At 74.2% G+C, this 19,249-nt stretch carries 16 protein-coding genes and 1 riboswitch; of the genes, 9 read left to right on the top strand and 7 right to left on the bottom strand.

All coding sequences use genetic code 11. The features are described from left to right. Positions 1-65: 65 nt before the first annotated feature. From HCN51_RS34915 to HCN51_RS34905, 3 genes are read left to right on the top strand one after another with little or no spacing between them, the layout of a single operon-like run. Positions 66-479, top strand: a complete 414-nt coding sequence (locus HCN51_RS34915) for an IclR family transcriptional regulator domain-containing protein (RefSeq protein ID WP_240973557.1) — start codon at positions 66-68, stop codon at positions 477-479. A 16-nt stretch (positions 480-495) separates the two neighbouring features. Beyond that, positions 496-1,653, top strand: a complete 1,158-nt coding sequence (locus tag HCN51_RS34910; protein ID WP_168015535.1) for a CaiB/BaiF CoA transferase family protein — start codon at positions 496-498, stop codon at positions 1,651-1,653. Next, the gene (locus HCN51_RS34905) at positions 1,650-2,396 is read left to right on the top strand and encodes a citryl-CoA lyase (RefSeq protein WP_168015533.1); all 747 of its coding nucleotides are present in this window, start codon (positions 1,650-1,652) and stop codon (positions 2,394-2,396) included. Before HCN51_RS34910 ends, HCN51_RS34905 begins: the two co-directional genes overlap by 4 nt. 23 nt (positions 2,397-2,419) lie before the next feature. Here HCN51_RS34905 and HCN51_RS34900 read toward each other — a convergent pair whose 3' ends face one another. Together HCN51_RS34900 and HCN51_RS34895 are read right to left on the bottom strand one after the other, a co-directional pair. After that, positions 2,420-2,587 carry a hypothetical protein gene (locus tag HCN51_RS34900; protein ID WP_240973556.1) on the bottom strand — a complete coding sequence of 56 codons (168 nt, stop codon included), beginning with the start codon at positions 2,585-2,587 and terminating at the stop codon, positions 2,420-2,422. A 5-nt stretch (positions 2,588-2,592) separates the two neighbouring features. After that, complete coding sequence (locus HCN51_RS34895; RefSeq protein ID WP_168015531.1) at positions 2,593-4,731, bottom strand: outer membrane protein assembly factor BamB family protein; 2,139 nt, start codon at positions 4,729-4,731, stop codon at positions 2,593-2,595. A 174-nt stretch (positions 4,732-4,905) separates the two neighbouring features. Between HCN51_RS34895 and HCN51_RS34890 the strand changes: the two genes are divergently transcribed. The 5 genes from HCN51_RS34890 to HCN51_RS34870 all read left to right on the top strand — a co-directional run bounded on the left by HCN51_RS34890 (position 4,906) and on the right by HCN51_RS34870 (position 9,198). Continuing rightward, a complete protein-coding gene (locus HCN51_RS34890; RefSeq protein WP_168015529.1) occupies positions 4,906-5,847 on the top strand; it encodes a ThuA domain-containing protein in 942 nt (313 codons plus the stop codon). Positions 5,848-6,004: 157 nt separating this feature from the next. Continuing rightward, on the top strand, positions 6,005-6,388 hold the full coding sequence (locus HCN51_RS60100) for a TIGR03618 family F420-dependent PPOX class oxidoreductase (protein WP_168015527.1): 384 nt from the start codon (positions 6,005-6,007) through the stop codon (positions 6,386-6,388). Continuing rightward, positions 6,385-7,596, top strand: a complete 1,212-nt coding sequence (gene cbiE, locus HCN51_RS34880) for a precorrin-6y C5,15-methyltransferase (decarboxylating) subunit CbiE (RefSeq protein ID WP_168015525.1) — start codon at positions 6,385-6,387, stop codon at positions 7,594-7,596. The genes HCN51_RS60100 and cbiE overlap by 4 nt, the downstream gene beginning before the upstream one ends. Then, complete coding sequence (gene cobM / locus HCN51_RS34875; RefSeq protein ID WP_168015523.1) at positions 7,593-8,348, top strand: precorrin-4 C(11)-methyltransferase; 756 nt, start codon at positions 7,593-7,595, stop codon at positions 8,346-8,348. The genes cbiE and cobM overlap by 4 nt, the downstream gene beginning before the upstream one ends. Positions 8,349-8,460: 112 nt before the next feature. Then, positions 8,461-9,198 (top strand): cobalt-precorrin-6A reductase, encoded by a 738-nt coding sequence (locus HCN51_RS34870; protein ID WP_168015521.1) that lies wholly within the window; start codon positions 8,461-8,463, stop codon positions 9,196-9,198. Between the two features lies 1 nt (position 9,199). On the opposite strand, the gene cobJ is transcribed toward HCN51_RS34870, so the two are convergent. The 3 genes from cobJ to HCN51_RS58340 form a co-directional block, all read right to left on the bottom strand. Further along, positions 9,200-10,717 (bottom strand): precorrin-3B C(17)-methyltransferase, encoded by a 1,518-nt coding sequence (gene cobJ / locus HCN51_RS34865; RefSeq protein ID WP_168015519.1) that lies wholly within the window; start codon positions 10,715-10,717, stop codon positions 9,200-9,202. Positions 10,718-10,722: 5 nt separating this feature from the next. Further along, the gene (locus HCN51_RS34860) at positions 10,723-11,343 is read right to left on the bottom strand and encodes a precorrin-8X methylmutase (RefSeq protein ID WP_168015517.1); all 621 of its coding nucleotides are present in this window, start codon (positions 11,341-11,343) and stop codon (positions 10,723-10,725) included. A gap of 304 nt (positions 11,344-11,647) precedes the next feature. After that, the gene (locus HCN51_RS58340; RefSeq protein WP_206068231.1) at positions 11,648-13,108 is read right to left on the bottom strand and encodes a hypothetical protein; all 1,461 of its coding nucleotides are present in this window, start codon (positions 13,106-13,108) and stop codon (positions 11,648-11,650) included. A gap of 20 nt (positions 13,109-13,128) precedes the next feature. Beyond that, a riboswitch (cobalamin riboswitch) is annotated at positions 13,129-13,319 on the top strand. 38 nt (positions 13,320-13,357) lie between these two features. Between HCN51_RS58340 and cobN the strand changes: the two genes are divergently transcribed. Beyond that, positions 13,358-17,170: a cobaltochelatase subunit CobN gene (gene cobN / locus HCN51_RS34845; RefSeq protein ID WP_168015515.1), complete on the top strand. Its 3,813-nt coding sequence runs from the start codon at positions 13,358-13,360 to the stop codon at positions 17,168-17,170. Here cobN and HCN51_RS34840 read toward each other — a convergent pair. Then, positions 17,125-18,651 (bottom strand): cobyrinic acid a,c-diamide synthase CobB, encoded by a 1,527-nt coding sequence (locus HCN51_RS34840; protein ID WP_346433897.1) that lies wholly within the window; start codon positions 18,649-18,651, stop codon positions 17,125-17,127. The two genes, cobN and HCN51_RS34840, sit on opposite strands and share 46 nt — an antisense overlap. Next, positions 18,645-19,247 carry a cob(I)yrinic acid a,c-diamide adenosyltransferase gene (cobO, locus tag HCN51_RS34835; RefSeq protein WP_080046560.1) on the bottom strand — a complete coding sequence of 201 codons (603 nt, stop codon included), beginning with the start codon at positions 19,245-19,247 and terminating at the stop codon, positions 18,645-18,647. Before cobO ends, HCN51_RS34840 begins: the two co-directional genes overlap by 7 nt. Positions 19,248-19,249 lie beyond the last annotated feature (2 nt).

Below are 19,249 nucleotides of genomic sequence, written 5' to 3'. Positions count from 1 at the left end.
GCCTCACGGTATGAGCCCGGTGAACGTTATGGCAAGAGTGCCGCGTAATCCGCTTGATGGAGCATATGGACCGCTGTGCGGACTCGGTGTTAGCGTACGGCCATGCCTTCCAACAACGGGGGTGTGCGCACAGCACGCCCAAGGGGTTCACGGCCGGCCCCGCGTTGTGGCGCTGGGCGCACCTGGCGCGCACGTGCGCCGCGTCTGCGTCGCCCGGCAGGAGAGCCCGCAGCCGCTGCGCCACGTGGTGCGGGTCGGCGACGAGCGACGGCTACGCGGTCAGCCACGGCGAGCGCGAGCCCGGCCTGTCGGCCGTCGCCGTCCTGGTGCACGGCGGCGGACCGGCGGGCGCCGCGGCCCTGACGCTGAGCGGCCCCACCGTCCGCTTCGGCCAGGACCGGGTGCGGGAGTTCGCCGCGGATCTGCGCGAGGCGGCCGAGCGGATGTCGCGGCGCGGGTTCGACCATCCTCTGAATTGACTCACATGGAGCGTGCATGCAGCAGTTGCCACTGGACGGCGTCAAGGTCGTGGACCTGACCAACGTGCTGGCCGGGCCGTACTGCAGTTACCAGCTGATGTTGTTCGGCGCGGAGGTGGTCAAGGTGGAGCTGCCCGGCACCGGGGACCTCGCCCGGCGCCTCGGCCCCGACCCCGAGCTCAACCAGGCCGGCACCGGCGCGTCCTTCCTGGCCCAGAACGCCGGCAAGAAGTCCGTCGAGCTCGACCTGAAGAGCCCCGCCGGGCGGGCCGCGTTCGAGTCGCTGCTCGCCGGCGCCGACGTCCTGCTGGAGAACTTCAGGGCCGGCGTGCTGGCCAGGCTCGGCTACGGCTGGGAGCGCCTGCGCGAGCTCAACCCCCGCCTCGTCTACTGCGCCATCTCCGGCTTCGGGCAGAGCGGCCCGATGAGCGCCGCGCCCGCCTACGACCAGATCATCCAGGGGCTGTCCGGCATGATGAGCGTCACCGGCACCCCCGGCACCGCCCCGCTGCGCGTCGGCTTCCCCATCTGCGACACCGTCGGCGGCCTCATGGCCGCCCTGGCCGTCTGCGCCGCGCTCGCCGGGCGGCACCGCACCGGGCGCGGCTGCTTCCTCGACCTGTCCATGCTGGAGGCGTCCATCTCCGCGATGGGCTGGACCGTCTCCAACTACCTCGTCAGCGGCGTCGAGCCGGAGCCGATGGGCGACCAGAACGCCACCGCCGCCCCGTCCGGCACGTTCGAGACCGCCGACGGGCCGCTCAACATTGCCGCCAACCAGCAGGCCCAGTTCGAGACGCTGTGCCGGCTCGTCGGACGGCCCGACCTGCCCGCCGACCCGCGCTTCGCCGGCCGCGAGGCCCGCAAGGCCCACCGCTCGCAGCTCAACCAGGAGCTCAACCAGGCGCTGCGGGCCAAGACCGCACTGGAGTGGGAGGAACTGCTCGCCGCGGAAGGCGTGCCCGCCGCCCGCATCCTCACCGTCCCGCAGGCCCTCGCCCTCGACCAGGTACGCCACCGCGGCTTCCTGACCGAGGTGCCCTTCCCCGGAGCGGGGGAGCGGCAGGTCACCGTCACCGGCAACGGCGTCGTCGTGGACGGCGTCCCGCTGCGCCCGCGCGGGCCCGCCCCGCTGCTCGGCGAGCACAACGCCGAGGTCGAGGCGGTCTCATGAGCACGCGCGACGCCGCCGCCGACTGGTGGGGCACCGCCGTCTCCCGGATCGAGCCCGACGTCATCGAGCTGCGTGGGCAGCCCGTCCAGGACCTCATCGGGCGGATCGGGTTCGCCGAGCTGATCTGGCTCATGCTGCGCGGCGAGCGCCCCGAGCCCCGGCAGGCGGCCCTGCTGGAGGCGGCGCTGGTCTCGTCCGTCGACCACGGCCCGCACGCGCCGTCCATCGCCGTCGCCCGGATGGCCGTCACCTGCGGGGTCGGCCTCAACAACGCCGTCGCCACCGGGGTCAACCTGCTCGGCGACGTGCACGGCGGGGCCGGCGAGCAGTGCGTCGGGCTGCTGGAGGAGATCGTCGCGGACGGCGACGCCGCGGCCGTGGTCGCGCGGTGGCGGGCCCGCGACAAGTACCTGCCCGGCTTCGGGCACCGCTTCCACACCCGCGACCCGCGCCGCGACCCGCTGCTCGGCCTCGTGGAGCGGGCCGTCGCCGACGGGGTGGTGGCGGGCGCGCACCTGCGGGCCGCGCTCGACGTCGAACGGCTGATCGCGCCCGTGCCCATGAACATCGACGGCGCGACCGCCGTCGTCTACGCCGAGCTGGGCTTCCCCGCGCCCCTGGCGCGCGGCCTGTTCGTGCTCAGCCGCTCCGTCGGGATCCTGGCCCACGCCTGGGAGGAGAGCGGGCAGGGGCGGCGCAACAAGGGGCCGATCCCGCCGTCCATCCTGCCGGCCTGGCTGTGAGCGGCGCTCAGGACAGGGCGGGGTCAGCCGCCGGCGGGTGAGCGCGTCCGAGGGGTGGCGGCGGCCCACGAGGCGAGCAGCCGCGGCTGCTCCTCGGAGGGCGATCCGGGCTCGGCGGTGAAGATCGTCAGGGTGAGGCCGGGCTCGGCGGCCGTCTCCAGGCTCTCGTGGACGGCGGCTTCACCGCCCACCGAGCTCAGTAGACGACGATCTTGCCGGTGTTCTGCGGGAAGATCGCGTCGTTGTAGAAGAACTCGCCCGGCGTGTCGAAGGTGTGGGTGAACGACTGGCCGGGCATCAGGACGCCGGTGTCGAACTCGTACTCGAAGAACGAGACGGCGGCGTGCGCGAAGGCGTTGTCGGCCGGGTTGACGAACGTGACGGTGGTGCCCTTGGGCACCCGCAGGTGCTGTGGCGCCATGGCGTTCTGGGCCACGGTGTTCTCGGTCGAGCCCGGCCGCTGGTTCGCCGCGTCCCAGACCCGGCCCAGCGTGACCGTGGTGCCGGTGACGGCCGCCGCCCTGATGTCGTTGCGCCGCTTCGGCGGCGCCGGCGTGGCGGCCGGCGGCACCTTGCCGCCCAGCTTGAACGCCCACAGGTGGTCGCCCCTGGGGATGTCCGGGTACGGCAGTCCGTTGCCGCCCGCCAGCACCGCGACGTACTGCTCGCCGTCGATCTCGTAGCTGATCGGGCTCGTGTGCACCCCGGCGCCGCACTGGAAGCTCCACAGGATGCTGCCGTCGGTGTCGTCCATCGCGTGCAGCACCCCGTCCGGGCCGCCCTGGAACATCACCCGCCCCGCCGTCGTCAGGATGCCGTTGCCGTGGGCGAGCGACCACTCGCGGTCCAGCGTCCAGACGGGGGTGTTGGTGCGCGGGTCCACGGCCGCGATGCCGCCGGCGAAGTACTCGCCGAGCGGGCGGGAGGTGTTGACGCGCCCGTCGCGGCTGTTGGAGAAGCCGGAGTTGATCAGCCCGTAGCCGACGTAGATCCAGCCCGTGTGCGGGTTGTACGACAGGTGCGCCCAGTCGGCGCCGCCGCCCGCGCCGGGGAAGATGATCGTGGCCCGGTCCCAGTGCGGCGTGTAGAGGCCGCCCCAGGCGTAGAACGGCACCGGCCGCGTCGCCTTGCCGAACTCGGGCGCCTGCGTGATGAACGGCTTCCCGCCGGGGAACGGCTGCGTGGCCGCCGTCTTCTGCTTCGGGTGCTGCGGGACGGGCCGCTCCTCCATGCCGTGCAGCGGCTCGCCGCTCTCCCGGTCGAGGATGTAGAACATGCCGACCTTGCTGCCGTACACGACGGCCTTGCGCAGGCGGCCCTTGACCTTGATGTCGATCAGCACCGGCGCCATGACGTTGTCGAGGTCCCAGATGTCGTGGTGCACCGACTGGAAGTGCCACCTGCGCCTGCCGGTCTTGGCGTCGATGGCCACGATCGAGTTGGCGAACAGGTTGTCGCCGCCCCTGGTGGAGCCGTCCAGGCGCGGGTAGGAGCCGCCGAACGTCCAGTAGACCAGCCCGAGGTCGGGGTCCACGGCGGGGTGGATCCACGGGACGGCGCCGCCGGTCTTCCACGACTCGCCCTCCCAGGTGTCGTTGCCGAACTGGCCCTCGCCGGGGCACGACCAGAACGTCCAGGCGACCTCGCCGGTGGCGGCCTTCAGCGCGTACGCCCGGCCGCGCGCGCCGCCGGTGCTGCCCTGCATGCCGACGTAGATGAGCCCGTCCCAGTAGACGACCGCGCCGGCCAGCGTCCCGGTGAGACCACCGCACTGACCGTTCTGCGGGTCGCAGCCGCCCGTGTCGCCGCCGCCCTCGCCGTCGGTGATGAGCTGGCGCTGCCAGGCGATCTCGCCGGTGTCCTGCTTCAGCGCGTAGACGATGTTCGCGCCGGAGGTGGAGAAGACCAGGCCCTCGCCCAGCGCGACGCCGCGCATGTTCGTCTGCTTGGTGCCCAGGTTCGTCTTCCACTTGATGGCGCCGGTCCTGCCGTCCACGGCGAAGACGTTCTGCTGGGTCGTCTGGACGTACAGGACGCCGTTCTGCACGACGCAGGTGCTCTGCTGGGCGGCCGACGTGCTGCCGCCCTCCAGGTTGACGTGCCAGGCGCCGCCGAGGCGCCGCACCGTGCGCGGCGTGATCCGCCTCAGCGGGGAGTAGTTGTGGTTGCCCAGGTTGCCGCAGACCTTAGGGAAGTCCTTGCCGGTCACGCCGAGTGCGGCGGGCTGCCGTTCCAAGGGCTCTGCGCGGGCCGGTTCTGCTTGGGCGGGCTCCGTGACGGCCGCGGAGGCGGTCAGGGTGGCCGCCGCGCCGAGGAGGAAGTTTCGTCGTTCCACGGGCACCAAACCTTCATGGTCCATCTGACGGACCGCTAGATCCGTACGACGGACGCACCATAAGTCCGGCCCGGCAGTGAAGGCAAGAGCTTGTCGGCGGAAAGATCCGCAGTTACGCTCAAGCCCCCGAGTGGACCATTTGATCCATCTAGTGGATCGTCATGCGAGGTGCCCATGCGCAGCAAAGTCTCCATCGCCGCCGCGACCGGGGCAGCGCTCCTGCTGCTCACCGCCACCGCACCCGGCTCCGCCGCCTCCCCGGAACCGGCGCGCGACCTCGGAGACCCCGACTACGGCGTCTGCCGCGGCACCGACCCCCGCTGCTACCACGACTGGGGCAACTTCGACCCGGCCAAGGGCTACAAGCTGCTCGTCTACAGCCGCACCGCCGGCCCCCGCCACGCCCACCTCGGCACCCCGCTCGGCCCCGGACTCAACCCGCCGCTCAACGCCGACAACGTCGCCGTCAAAGCCATGATCAAACTCGGCCAGGAGAACGGCTTCACCGTCGACTACACCGAGGACGTCACCCAGCTCTCCTCGGCCGGCCGCCTGCTGAACTACAACGCCGTCATGTTCCTCAGCACCACCCGCGACGCCCTCGACGACGCCGCCCAGACCGCGCTGCGCCAGTACGTCCGCGCCGGCGGCGGCTTCATCGGCGTGCACAACGCCTTCGGCACCGAGTACAACTGGCCCTGGTACGAAGGGCTGCTCGGCAACGCCAACTTCTACGACCACGGCGCCAACCAGCCCGGCACCGTCGTCACCGTGAACCGCCGCGACGCCTCCACCCAGGGCCTGCCCCGCACCTGGGCCTTCTCCGACGAGTGGTACAACCTCATCCCCGCACCCACCCGCGTCCGCGTGCTCGCCGAGGTGGACGAGAGCACCCTCGCCCAGGGCGTGCGCGGCAACCTCGGCCACCCCGGGCACGGCGAGCACCACCCGGTGAGCTGGTGCCAGTACTACGACGGCGGCAAAGCCTGGCTGACCACCCTCGGCCACGACGTCAAGGCGTGGACCGACGAGCCCATGGAAGGCGACCGGTACTTCGTCCAGCACCTCCTCGGCGGCGTCAAGTCCGTGCTCGGCCTGGCGCCCTTCTGCCGCTGACGACGGCCGTCGAGCGGCCGTCGAGCGGCCGCCGAGCTGTTGGCGAGCTGTTGGCGGGCGCGCGCCCCCGAGGGCCGTTGAGCCGCTCGGGGCGCCTGCCGCCCCGTGAACGCCGGGCCTATACGATGTGCCTCGCTGAGATCACCCGAGGAGGATCGTGAACCTGGCCGAGCAGGGCAGCGCGTTCGCCGCGTTCTGGCAGGAGCGGCACCTGTGCACGCTGTCCACCGCGCGCCCCGGCGGGCCGCCGCACGTGGTGCCGGTGGGCGCGACGCTGGACCTGGAGGCCGGCGTCGCCCGGGTGATCACGTCGGGCACCTCCGCGAAGGCCAGGCTCATCGCCGACGGCGCCTCCGTCGCCCTGTGCCAGGTGGACGGCCGCCGCTGGTCCACCCTGGAGGGCCGGGCCGTCGTCCGTACCGAGCCGGCGGAGGTGGCCGACGCCGAGCGCCGCTACACGGCCCGGTACAAGCCGCCCCGCCCCAACCCCGCCCGGGTCGTCATCGAGATCCGGGTGACCCGCGTCCTGGGCAACGTGTGATCACCGTCGCCGGCATCGGCGCCGACGGCTGGGACGGGCTGCCCGAGGCGTCGCGGCGCGCCCTGGAGTCCGCCGAGGTCGTCATGGGTGGTCTCCGGCAGTTGGATCTCCTGCCCGCGTCCGTGCGGGCGGAGCGGGTGGCGTGGCCGTCCCCGTTGCTCCCGGCGCTGCCCGGCCTCATCGAGCGGCACGCGGGGCGCGAGGTGTGCGTGCTGGCCAGCGGCGACCCCATGTTCTACGGCATCGGCTCCACCCTGGTCCGGCTCGTGGGCGCGGCGGGCGTCCGGGTGCTGCCGCACGTGTCGTCGCTGTCGCTCGCCTGCGCCCGCCTCGGCTGGCCGGTCGAGCAGGTCGAGACCGTCAGCCTCGTCGGCCGACCGCTGGAGACGCTCAACGCCGTCGCGCTGCCCGGCCGCCGCATCGTCGTGCTCGGGGCCGGGCCCGGCACTCCGTCCCAGGTCGCCGCGCTGCTCACCGCTCACGGGTACGGCCCGAGCGCCATGACGGTGCTGTCGGACCTGGGCGCGGCCACCGAGACGATCCAGCACGGCACCGCCGGCGCCTGGGCCGGGCCCGCCGCGTCCCCGCTCCACGTGATCGCCGTCGCATGCGTCGCCGGCCCGGACACCGAGCCCATGGCCCTGGTGCCGGGGCTGCCCGACACCGCGTACGAGCATGACGGGCAGCTCACCAAGCGGGAGGTCCGCGCCGTCACCCTGTCACGGCTCGCCCCGCTCCCCGGCGAGCTGCTGTGGGACGTCGGCGCCGGCGCCGGCAGCATCGCCGTCGAATGGATGCGCAGCCACCCCACGTGCGCCGCCGTCGCCGTCGAGAGCAGGCCCGACCGCGCCGCCGCCATCCGCCGCAACGCCGGCCGCCTCGGCGTCCCGTCCCTGCGCGTCGTCGAAGGCACGGCCCCGGCCGCGCTGGACGGGCTGCCCGCGCCCGACGCCGTGTTCGTCGGCGGCGGCGTCACCGCCCCCGGCCTCCTGGAACGCTGCTGGTCGTGGCTGCGCCCCGGCGGCAGGCTCGTCGTGAACGCCGTCACCCTCGAATCCGAAGCCCTCATCGGCCAGTGGTACGGGCGCCTCGGCGGCGACCTCGTACGCCTGGCCGTGCAACGAGCCTCGCCGGTGGGCGGCTTCACCGGATGGCGGCCCGCCATGCCGGTGACCATCTGGTCCCTGACCAGGAAGGACGACACGTGACCGTGTACTTCATCGGTGCCGGCCCCGGCGCCGCCGACCTGATCACCCTGCGCGGGCTGCGCCGGCTGCAGACGGCTCCCGTGTGCCTGTACGCGGGCTCGCTCGTGCCCCGCGAACTGCTCGACTCCTGCCCGCCCGGCACCCGGCTCGTCGACACCGCCGACCTGAACCTCGACGAGATCATCGCCGAGCTGGTCGCCGCCCACCGCGCCGGGCACGACGTCGCCCGGCTGCACTCCGGCGACCCGTCCGTCTTCAGCGCCGTCGCCGAGCAGATGCGGCGGCTCGACACGCTCGGCGTGCCGTACGAGGTGGTGCCGGGCGTGCCGGCGTTCGCGGCGGCGGCCGCCGCGCTCGGCAGGGAGCTGACCGTGCCCGGCGTCGGCCAAACTGTCATCCTCACCCGCACCTCCGCCCGAGCCACCCCCATGCCCGAGGGCGAGGACCTGGCCACCCTGGGGGCGAGCGGCGCCACCATGGTGCTGCACCTGGCCGTGCAACGCATCGACCAGGTCGTCGCCGAGCTGCTGCCCTCGTACGGCGCCGACTGCCCCGCCGCCGTCGTCGCCCGGGCCAGCCGGGCCGACGAGATCGTCCTGCGGGGGACGCTGGCGGACATCGCGAACCAGGTCCACGCGGCCGGCATCCGCCGCACGGCCGTCATCGTCGTCGGCCGCGTCCTGTCCGCCACCCACTTCCCCGACAGCCACCTCTACAGCGCGGCCCGCGACCGGGCGCTCGGGGGATCCTGATGCCGTACGGACGGAACGCGGCGCGGGGCTCGGCACGGGCGCGCGGGATGCGGATGCCGCGCGACTGGGATCTGGCGCGTGGCCGGGAGTCAGCACACGACGGGGAGCCGGCGTGCGGCGGGTCCTGATCCTTGGGGGCACGGCCGAGGCGCGTGCGCTCGCGGCCGAGCTCACCGCCCTTCCCGGCCTGCACGTGGTGTCGTCGCTGGCCGGACGGGTGAACAACCCGCGCCTGCCCGTGGGCGAGGTGCGCGAGGGCGGCTTCGGCGGCCCGGACGGGCTGGCCGCCTACCTCGCCGACGAGCGCGTCGACGCGCTCGTGGACGCCACGCACCCGTTCGCCCAGCGCATGACGGCATCGGCCGCCGCCGCCTCGGCCGCCACCGGCGTGCCGCTCCTGGTCCTGCGCCGGCCCGGCTGGCAGGAGAGCGCGGGCGACACCTGGCAGCGGGTGGACTCCCTCCAAGCCGCCGCCGCGCTGCTCCGGCCCGGCGCGAGGGTGTTCCTCACGACGGGCCGCCGCAGCCTCTCGCTCTTCACCGGCCTCCCCGGGGTGTGGCTGCTGGCCCGATCCGTGGACCCGCCGGAGCCGCCCGTCCCGCCCGACGTGCACGTCCTGCTCGACCGGGGCCCGTACACCGTCGAAGGCGAGCGCGCCCTCATCCGCGAGCACGCGCTCACCGTGCTCGTCACCAAGGACAGCGGCGGCACCCTGACCGCCGCCAAGCTCACGGCCGCCCGCGAGCTCGGCCTGCCCGTCATCATGGTGAACCGCCCGCCCCTCCCACCCGGCGTCCACCTCGTGGACACCGTGGCGGCGGCGGCGACCTGGGCGGCGGCCCCGGCCTGACTCACGGATAACGGCGAGGCGTGTAGACCAGCCCCCGATCGGTGACCCGCGTCGTGGAGGAGCCGACGATGAGCAGGCAGCGCATGTCCACCTGCCCCGGATCCAGCTCACCCAGCGTCGTGACGGTCACGCTCTCCTGCTCACCCCCCACGTTCCGCCCGATCACCACGGGCGTGGCCGCGTCCCGGTGCTCCAGGAGCAGGTCACGGGCCGCCGCGAGCTGCCACGTCCGGCTGCGCGACGCCGGGTTGTACAGCGCCAGCACGAGATCCGCCCGCGCCGCCGCCGTCAGCCGCTCCGCCACCACCTCCCACGGCTTGAGCAGGTCGGACAGCGACACCACGCAGTAGTCGTGCCCCAGCGGCGCCCCGACCCGGCTGGCCACCGCCTGCGCGGCCGTCAGCCCGGGCACGATCCGCACCGGCACGTCGGGGAAGTCCTCCGCCGCCTCCATGATCGCGCTCGCCATGGCGAACACCCCGGGATCCCCCGACGACACCACCGCCACCCGGGCGCCGTCGCGGGCCAGCTCCAGCGCGTGCCTGGCGCGCTCGGCCTCCACCCGGTTGTCGGTACGGTGGCGGCGCTGGCGCGGGTTCGGCGGCACCCGGTCCACGTACGGGCCGTACCCGACGATGTCGGTGGCGGCGGCCAGCGCCCCCTGCGCCTCAGGTGTGAGCCACGGCCGCCCGGCCGGCCCCAGCCCCACCACGAGCACCTCCCCCGGCCCTTCGCCGTGCGCCGCGCCAGGCAGCTCCTCACGTGGGGTATCGGCCGCCACCGCTTCGGGCACGAACGCGCGCTCGGCAGGGCTGGTGAGCAGCGCCAGCGAGAAGTACGGCACGCCGTCGGCATCCACGTCCTTCAACGGCGCGACCCGCTCGGCCCCCATCGTGGCGCGCTCCACGTACCAGGCGTCGTCGAGCCGCCCGGCCTCCGCCAGCGCGTCGCGTACCTTCCCGAACGTGCGGCCCAGCTTGAGCACCGCCGCCGAGTCCGTCTCCCGCAGCCGCTTCGCCAGCACCTCGGCCGGCAGCGTGCCGGGCAGCACGGTCAGCACCTCGTCCCGCTCCACCAGCGGCCGGCCGAGCACGGCGGACGCGGCGCTGACGGACGTCACGCCCGGCACCACCTCGGTCTCGTAGCGGTGCGCGAGCCGCTTGTGCATGTGCATGTACGAGCCGTAGAACAGCGGATCGCCCTCGGCCAGCACCACCACGGTCCGCCCGGCGTCCAGGTGCGCGGCCAGCCGCTCGGCGCAGTCGGCGTAGAAGTCGTCGAGCGCGCCCTGGTAGCCGCCGGGGTGGTCGGTGGTCTCCGTCGTCAGCGGGTACAGCAGCAACTCCTCGATCTGGTCCCCGCTCATGTACGGCAACGCGATCGAACGGGCGATGCTGCGGCCGTGCCTGGCGGCGTGATACGCGATCACGTCGGCCTCGCCGATCAACCTGGCCGTCTTCACCGTGACCAGCTCCGGGTCACCGGGGCCCAGGCCGACCCCGTACAGGCGTCCCTTCATCGTCCTCATTCCGTCTCGTCCGCGATGGCGTTGACCGCCGCCGCCGTCATCGCACTGCCGCCGCGACGGCCGTGCACCACCAGGTGTTCCAGGTCGCTGGCGGCCAGCGCCTGCTTGGACTCCGCCGCGCCGATGAACCCCACCGGCACGCCCAGCACCGCCGCCGGCCGTCCCGCGCCCTCCGCCACCAGCTCCAGCAGCCGGAACAGCGCGGTCGGCGCGTTCCCGATCGCCACCACCGCGCCGTCTAGCCGATCCCGCCACAACTCCAGCGCGGCGGCACTGCGCGTGGTCCCCAGCCGCTCCGCCAGCTCCGGCACGCGCGGGTCCGGCAGCGTGCACAGCACCTGGTTCCCGGCAGGCAGCCTGCGCCTCGTCACGCCGGAGGCGACCATCATGGCGTCGCACAGCACGGGCGCGCCCGCCCGCAACGCCTCCCGCGCCCGCACCACCACCCCCGGCGACCAGGCCAGGTCGCGGACGAGGTCGGTCATGCCGCAGGCGTGAATCATCCGCACCGCCACCTGAGCCACCTCGGGCGGCAGGCCGGTGAGGTCGGTCTCGGCGCGGATGGTCGCGAACGAACGCCGGTAGATCTCGGCGCCGTCACGGATGTAGTCGGTCACGGGTGCTCTTTTCCGGTGGCTGTGTCATCACGGTCGCCTCGCTTGGAGCCGCCGCCGGGCGATGGCGACGCCCGCCTTCGGCACCGCCGCTCGTGCTCGCGCTCGACCGCCGACGGCCGCGCTGGCCGCGCGGGTCGGTAGGTCGCGCAGGTTGTGCGGCTGGTCGTGCAGGGCGGTTGGTCGTGCAGGTCGGCTGGTCGTGCTGGTAGCGCAGCCGCCTGGTCGTGCAGGTGGCGCTGGTCGTTGGCTGGGACGCTCGCCGATATCGTGCGGAATGACGGGAGCCGACCGTCGGCGGCGGGCGTCACTGGGGCTGCCGGCGGTAGCCGTCGCCGGTGGCGATCACCTCGACGACCTGGCCGCGTGGCAGGCCGCAGCGCCGTTCGCAACCGGCCCAGTGGACGGGCGTCTCGGGGGCGCGGTCCAGGCCCTCCACCCAGCGCCGCGCGTCCGCCTGCACGTCCGCCAGCGCCTTCCCGCAGCCGGGACGGCCGGTGCACGCGGTGACTCCCGCCCAGGGAGAGGCCGGGTCGGTGACGAGCCCCGTGTCCGCGAGCGCCCGCTCCGCACGGTCCGCCTCGGCGGGGGAGAGGTCGAGCAACACGGCGGTCCGCCACGGAGTGAACCGCACGGCGGGGCCGCTGCCGGCGAGAACCCGGAGTTGAGCGGGCGTCAGCCTCCCGAGCGGCACCAGCGCCTCCAACGCCACCCGCCCATCCCGCTGCACCACCCGCCCAGCCCTTCGCAGCCCGTGGGCTGGGTCGTTGGTCGCTGCCTGGATCACCGATCCGGTGGCCGGATCGCTGGTCGGGCACTGGATCGTTGGTCCGGTGAGTGGCGCGCTCGTCAGTGCGCGAACGTCTGGGTTGGTGGTCAGGCGGGTGGTGATGCGGGCCGGGCCGTTCTCCAGCTCCTGGACGCGCCAGGCGAGCGGGGCGCCGTCGGGGCGTTCGTCGAGGAACGCCTCCGCGGCGGCGATCATCAACGGCACGGCGGCCTCAGGTCCGCAGGTCAGCCCCGTGTCACAGCCCGCCAGCAGCAACCGCCCCTCGCTGGCGTGCCCGCCGCTGGAGCATCCGCCCATATGCGCGTCGCCGGAGCGTCCGTCCGCGTGCGCCCCGCTGGAGCGTCCGCTCGTGTGCGCCGTTCCCATGCGTGCGTCCGTGTGCGCCTCGCCCGAGCGTGCGTCCGGGAGTGCGGCGCTGGAGGGTGTGTTGCCGCCAGGCGGGGTGGTCGGCGCTTCATCGGAGCGCGTGGCGCGCGGCGTGTCGGCAGCAGGGCTTGCCGCGTACGTCACGTCCGCCCCGAGCCCCGCCACGTCCCCCGTGCCGTCGTCCACCGCGAACAGGAACCGCCCAGGCAGCCCCGCCAGCCGAGGGTGGGAGCACAGGGCCTGGTCGAGGGCGTGGACCAGGGAGGTGGTGTCCAGTGATCCGCCGGTGCTCCGGCCGCTGAGGGGGGAGGCGATGATGTTGCGGACGCGTTCGTGTGCCGGGGATGGGAGCAGGCCCGCCGCCGCGAGGCGGTCGGCGAAGGCGGCGGGGGAGTGGAGGCCGCGGACCTGGACGTTCGCTCGTGAGGTGAGCTCGAGGACGCCCGAGCCGAACTTCTCGGCGCAGTCGGCGAGCGTGTGGAGCTGGGCGCGGGACGCGGCCCCGCCGGGCAGGCGGACTCGGGCCAGCGGGCCGTCGGCGGCCTCGTGTACCTGTAGCGCGCCCGGACAGGCGTCAGGACGGGTCCGTCCGGAAAAGTCGGCTATGGACACGAAGAGGATGGTAACGCCAGTTCTGGTGGAGGCCGGTCTTGCCGTAGTCTCCTCGTAGGCGACGGCAAGGGAGGAAGCCGGTGTGAAACCGGCGCGGTCCCGCCACTGTGACCGGGGAGCGAGCCCCACCGCAGGCCACTGCCCGGCGACGGGTGGGAAGGCCGGGGTGAGCGCGGATCCGGGAGCCAGGAGACTCCTGCCGTCGCGTCACCCGCGACCGGGGCGAGGACCCCGAGGGAGGAATGCGCCGTGCCTGGCGACAGCCGTACCGTCCTGCTGCTCTCGACATCGGACACCGACCTGCTGAGCGCCCGCGCGAGCGCCGCCCCCTACCGGCTGGGCAACCCCGCGAGGCTCACCCCCGACGACCTGCCGGCGCTGCTGGAGGGTGTGGATCTGGTCGTCGTGCGGCTGCTCGGCGGCCGGCGCGCCTGGGCGGAGGGCCTCGACGCGCTGCTGGCCGGCCCCCGGCCGGTGGTGGTGCTGGGCGGGGAGCAGGCGCCGGACGCGGAGCTGATGGAGCTGTCCACGGTGAGCGGCGGCGTGTGCGCGGAGGCGCACGCGTACCTGGCGCATGGCGGGCCCGCGAACCTGGGCGAGCTGCACGCGTTCCTGTCCGACACGGTGCTGCTGACCGGGCGCGGGTTCGCGCCGCCCGCGCCGACCCCGTCCTGGGGGAGGCTGGAACGGACGGCCAGGTCGCACACCGGACCGGTGATCGGGGTGCTCTACTACCGGGCGCACCACCTGGCCGGCAACACCGCGTTCGTGGCGGCGTTGTGCGACGCCGTCGAGGACGCGGGCGGCCAGGCCAGGCCGATCTTCTGCTCGTCCCTGCGCACCGCCGGGCCCGACCTGCTCGACGCCCTGCGCGCCACCGACGCGCTCGTCGTGACGGTGCTGGCGGCGGGCGGCACGCGCCCCGCCACCGCGGGCGCGGGCGGCGACGACGAGGCGTGGGACGTCGGCGCGCTGGCCGCGCTCGACGTGCCGATCCTGCAAGGGCTCTGCCTGACCACCGGCAGGCAGGCGTGGGAGGAGAACGACGACGGCCTGTCGCCGCTGGACGCCGCCTCGCAGGTGGCGATCCCCGAGTTCGACGGGCGGATCATCACGGTGCCGTTCTCGTTCAAGGAGATCGACGAGGACGGGCTGACCGTCTACGAGGCCGACCCCGAGCGGGCCGCCCGGGTGGCCGGCATCGCGGTGCGGCACGGGCTGCTGCGCCACGTCCCGCCCGCCGGGCGGCGCCTGGTCGTCATGCTGTCGGCGTACCCGACCAAGCACTCCCGCGTCGGCAACGCCGTCGGCCTCGACACCCCCGCCAGCACCGTACGGCTGCTGGCCAGGCTCGCCGAGGCCGGCTACGACCTGGGCGACGGCTTCCCCGGCGTCGCCGAGCAGGACGGAGACGCGCTCATCCACGCCCTCATCGCCGCCGGCGGCCAGGACCCGGACTGGCTGACCGAGGAACATCTGGCGGGCAATCCGGTACGGATCTCCGCCGCCTCGTACGAGCAGTGGTACCGCACGCTGCCCGACGACCTGCGGTCGGCGATGGAACGCCACTGGGGCCCGCCGCCGGGCGAGCTGTTCGTGCACGACGGGGACATCGTGCTCGCCGCGCTGCGCGCCGGGAACGTCGTCGTCATGGTCCAGCCGCCGCGCGGCTTCGGCGAGAACCCGATCGCCATCTACCACGACCCCGACCTGCCGCCCAGCCACCACTACCTGGCCGCGTACCGCTGGCTGTCGGCCGAGTTCGGGGCGCACGCGATGGTGCACGTCGGCAAGCACGGCAACCTGGAGTGGCTGCCCGGCAAGTCGGCCGGCATGTCCGCCGCGTGCGCCACCGACGCGGCGATCGGCGACCTGCCGCTCGTCTACCCGTTCCTGGTGAACGACCCCGGCGAGGGCACCCAGGCCAAGCGGCGGGCGCACGCCGTGCTGGTCGACCACATGGTGCCGCCGATGGCCAGGGCCGACACGTACGGGGACATCGCGCGGCTCGAACAACTCCTCGACGAGCACGCCACCATCGCCGCCATGGACCCGGCCAAGCTGCCCGCGATCCGGGCCCAGATCTGGACGCTCATCCAGGCCGCCCGGCTCGACCACGACCTGGGGCTGGCGGACCGGCCGCACGACAGCGAGTTCGACGACTTCCTCCTGCACGTGGACGGGTGGCTGTGCGAGGTGAAGGACGCGCAGATCCGCGACGGGCTGCACGTGCTCGGCCAGGCGCCGGCCGGGCCGGTGCGGGTCGATCTCGTGCTGGCCATGCTGCGGGCGCGGCAGCTCTGGGCGGGCCGCGAGAGCCTGCCGGGGCTGCGCGAAGCGCTCGGCCTGGCGGAGGACGGGACGGCGGGGCTGGCGGCCGTGGATCGGGCCGAGGCGGTGGCCCGTGCGCTGGTGGAGGGGATGGAGGAGCGGGGCTGGACGCCCGAGGCGGCACCCGAGGTCGTCCGCGCGGTCCTCGCCGACGCCCTACCGGACGCCGTTCGGACGCCGCGCGCCGACCGGACGCCGCCCGCTGAAGGGACGCCGCCCGCTGGAGGGACGCCGCCCGCTGAAGGGACGCCGCCCGCTGACCGGGCGCTGCTTCCTCACCGGAAGCCGGACGCCGATCGGAGCGCGCCCGATGACGTGGACGTGTCCCCGGGGCCCGACACCGGCCTCGTCACGCGCATCCTCACCTTCGCCGCCACCGAGATCGTGCCCCGGCTGGCACGCACCACCGACGAGCTCGACCACGTCCTGCACGCCCTGGACGGCGGATACGTCCCGGCCGGGCCCAGCGGGTCGCCGCTGCGCGGCCTGGTCAACGTGCTGCCGACCGGCCGCAACTTCTACTCCGTCGACCCCCGCGCCGTGCCCAGCAGGCTGGCCTGGGAGACCGGCCAGGCGATGGCCGAGTCGCTGCTGGAGCGCTACCGCACCGACACGGGGGAGTGGCCGCGCTCGGTGGGCCTGTCCGTGTGGGGCACCAGCGCCATGCGGACGGCGGGCGACGACGTGGCCGAAGTGCTCGCGTTGCTCGGCGTCCGGCCCGAGTGGGACGAGGCCTCCCGCCGCGTGACCCGCCTGGAGCCGATCCCGCTCGCCGAGCTGGGCCGGCCCAGGATCGATGTGACGGTGCGGATCAGCGGGTTCTTCCGGGACGCGTTCCCGCACGTGGTGAGCATGCTCGACGATGCCGTACGCCTCGTCGCCGGCCTGGACGAGCCGCACGAGCACAACTACGTACGCGCCCACGTGGCGGAAACGCTGGCCGGCACGCCGGCCGGCCCTTCGGCGGGCTCAGCGGCGGGGAGTGACGAGCGGCGGGCCACCATGCGGATCTTCGGCTCCGCGCCCGGCGCGTACGGGGCCGGGCTGCTGCCGCTCATCGACAGCCGCAACTGGCGCGACGACGCCGACCTCGCCGAGGTGTACGCCGTCTGGGGCGGCTACGCCTACGGCCGTGACCTCGACGGCGTCGCCGCCCGCCCGCAGATGGAGGACGCCTACCGCCGGATCGCCGTGGCCGCCAAGAACGTCGACAGCCAGGAGCACGACATCGCCGACTCCGACGACTACTTCCAGTACCACGGCGGCATGGTCGCCACCGTCCGCGCCCTCACCGGCAGGGCCCCGGCCGCGTACGTCGGCGACAGCACCCGCCCTGACGCCGTCCGCACGAGGACGCTCTCGGAGGAGACCGCCCGCATCTTCCGCGCCCGGGTCGTCAACCCGCGCTGGCTGGCCGCGATGCGCCGGCACGGCTACAAGGGCGCGTTCGAGCTGGCCGCGACCGTCGACTACCTGTTCGGCTACGACGCCACCACCGGCGTGGTCGCCGACTGGATGTACGACAAGCTGACCGAGACGTACGTGCTCGACCCGGACAACCAGGCGTTCCTGGCCGAGTCGAACCCGTGGGCCCTGCACGGCATCGCCGAGCGCCTCCTGGAGGCGGCCGAGCGCGGCATGTGGGAGCACCCGGACCCCGACGTGCTGCGCGGGCTGCAGGAGGTCTACCTCAAGACGGAGGGCGACCTGGAGGACGACACCAGCCGCTGAGCCACCGCCGGGCTGCCCGCCCAGTGCAGGTGCAGGTAGGAGGCCGTCACCAGAGCATCGCCGTACCCGTCGACGCCGCTCCGGACGCCGGCACCGGCGCGGCCGGCGCCGATGTCGGTGCCGCTCCGATCGGTGCCGCCCTCGTGATGAGGGTCCGCCCAGCGGAACAGCGGCCCGGACGCGTGAGCGACCGCCGTCCGATGGAACTCGTGCCCGCGAAACCGCTCACCCGGCCTCGTGAGCGGGGTGCGGGCGAGCGCGACGGCCTCCCGGTAGCCGAGCGTGAGCCGGGACGTCATCGAGGCCCGGCCGGGCACCCGGCCGCACATGCGCCGCCCGTCCAGTTCCTCGCACAGGTACAGCAGCCCCGCGCACTCGGCCGCGATCGGCCCGCCGAAGGCCGCCACCTGGTCGCGCAGGGGCTCGTTGGCGGCCAGCTCGGCGGCGTACACCTCGGGGAAGCCGCCGCCGATCACCAGCGCGCCGGCGCCGTCGGGCAGGCGCTCGTCGCGCAGCGGGTCGAACGTCACGACGTCCGCGCCCGCCGCCCGCAGCAGCTCCACGTGCTCGGCGTACCCGAACGTGAACGCCGCCCCACCGGCGACGGCCACCACAGGCCGCGCCCGCCCGCCACCTGGGGCCCTGGGGGAGGCGTCCAGCGCCGGCACGGCGACCACCTCGCGACCGGCCGCGTGGTCCGGATCCCTGGGGGAGGCGTCCAGCGCCGGCACGGCGACCACGCCGCGACCGGCCGCGGGATCCGGATCCCAGGGGGACGCGTTCAGTGCGGGCGCCGAGCCGGCCAGACGCAGGAGCGCGTCGAGGTCGCACGACCGGGCCACCAGGGCGGCGAGCCGGTCCACCGCGGCCACCGCCTCGCCCCGCCGTTCGGCCGCGGGCACCAGCCCCAGGTGGCGCGACGGCGTGAACACGGCATCGTCCCGCCGCACCGCCCCCAGCACCGGCACCCCGATCCCGGCCAGCGCGGCGCGGCACAGCTCCTCGTGCCGGGCGGACCCGACCCGGTTGAGCACGACCCCGCCCACCCGCACCCGCGTGTCGAACGTGGCGAACCCGTGCACCACCGCCGCCACCGACCGGCTCTGCCGCGCCGCGTCCACGACCAGCACCACCGGGGCGTCCAGCAGCCGGGCGACGTGCGCGGTGGAGGCGAAGTCCGTGTCCCCCTTGCCGTCGAACAGCCCCATCACCCCCTCGACCACCGCCACGTCGCATCCGGCCGCCCCGTGCAGGAACAGCGGTACCACCCGCTCCTCACCCTGGAGCCACGGGTCCAGGTTCCGGCCGGGCCGCCCGGTGGCCAGCGCGTGATAGCCGGGGTCGATGTAGTCGGGGCCCACCTTGTGCGGCGAGACCCGCAGGCCGCGCGCCCGCAGCGCCGCCATGAGCCCGGTGGCCACCGTCGTCTTCCCGCTCCCGGACGCCGGCGCGGCGACGACCAGCCGCGGGATCGTCACCACTCGATGCCCTTCTGCCCCTTCTGCCCGGCATCCATGGGATGCCGAACCTTGCCCATCTCCGTCACCAGATCCGCCACCTCGACCAGCCGCTCCGGCGCGTCCCGCCCGGTGATCACGACGTGCTGGTTGCCCGGCCGCGCGGTGAGCGCCGCCAGCACGTCGTCCAGGTCGAGCCAGCCCCACTTCAGCGGGTACGTGAACTCGTCCAGCACGTAGAACCGGTACGTCTCGGCCGCCAGGTCCCTTTTGATCTGCTCCCAGCCCTCCCGGGCGTCGGCCGCATGGTCCTCCTCGCTGCCCGGCCGCTGGATCCACGACCAGCCCTCGCCCATCTTGTGCCAGGTGACGGGGCCGCCCTCGCCGCTGTCCCCGAGCACCTTGAGCGCCCGCTCCTCGCCGATGCGCCACTTCGCCGACTTCACGAACTGGAACACCCCGACCGGCCACCCCTGGTTCCACGCCCGCAACGCCATGCCGAACGCCGCCGTCGACTTGCCCTTGCCGGGCCCGGTGTGCACGATCAGCAGCGGCCTGGTGCGGCGCTGCCGGGTGGTGAGACCGTCGTCCGGCACGACGGCCGGCTTCCCCTGCGGCACGA

The organism is Nonomuraea composti, assembly GCF_012034275.1.
Taxonomy (GTDB): Bacteria; Actinomycetota; Actinomycetes; order Streptosporangiales; family Streptosporangiaceae; genus Nonomuraea; species Nonomuraea composti.
Note: the sequence above shows the minus strand (reverse complement) of the source record. Positions and strands in the feature narration are given on the sequence as shown.

What these genes read in the sequence shown, in the direction of transcription:
- HCN51_RS34910 (WP_168015535.1), top strand. Translation starts at nt 496, where the DNA reads ATGCAGCAGTTGCCACTGGACGGCGTCAAGGTCGTGGACCTGACCAAC.
- HCN51_RS34915 (WP_240973557.1), top strand. Translation starts at nt 66, where the DNA reads ATGGACCGCTGTGCGGACTCGGTGTTAGCGTACGGCCATGCCTTCCAA.
- HCN51_RS34905 (WP_168015533.1), top strand. Translation starts at nt 1,650, where the DNA reads ATGAGCACGCGCGACGCCGCCGCCGACTGGTGGGGCACCGCCGTCTCC.
- cobJ (WP_168015519.1), bottom strand. Translation starts at nt 10,717, where the DNA reads ATGAAGGGACGCCTGTACGGGGTCGGCCTGGGCCCCGGTGACCCGGAG.
- HCN51_RS34890 (WP_168015529.1), top strand. Translation starts at nt 4,906, where the DNA reads ATGCGCAGCAAAGTCTCCATCGCCGCCGCGACCGGGGCAGCGCTCCTG.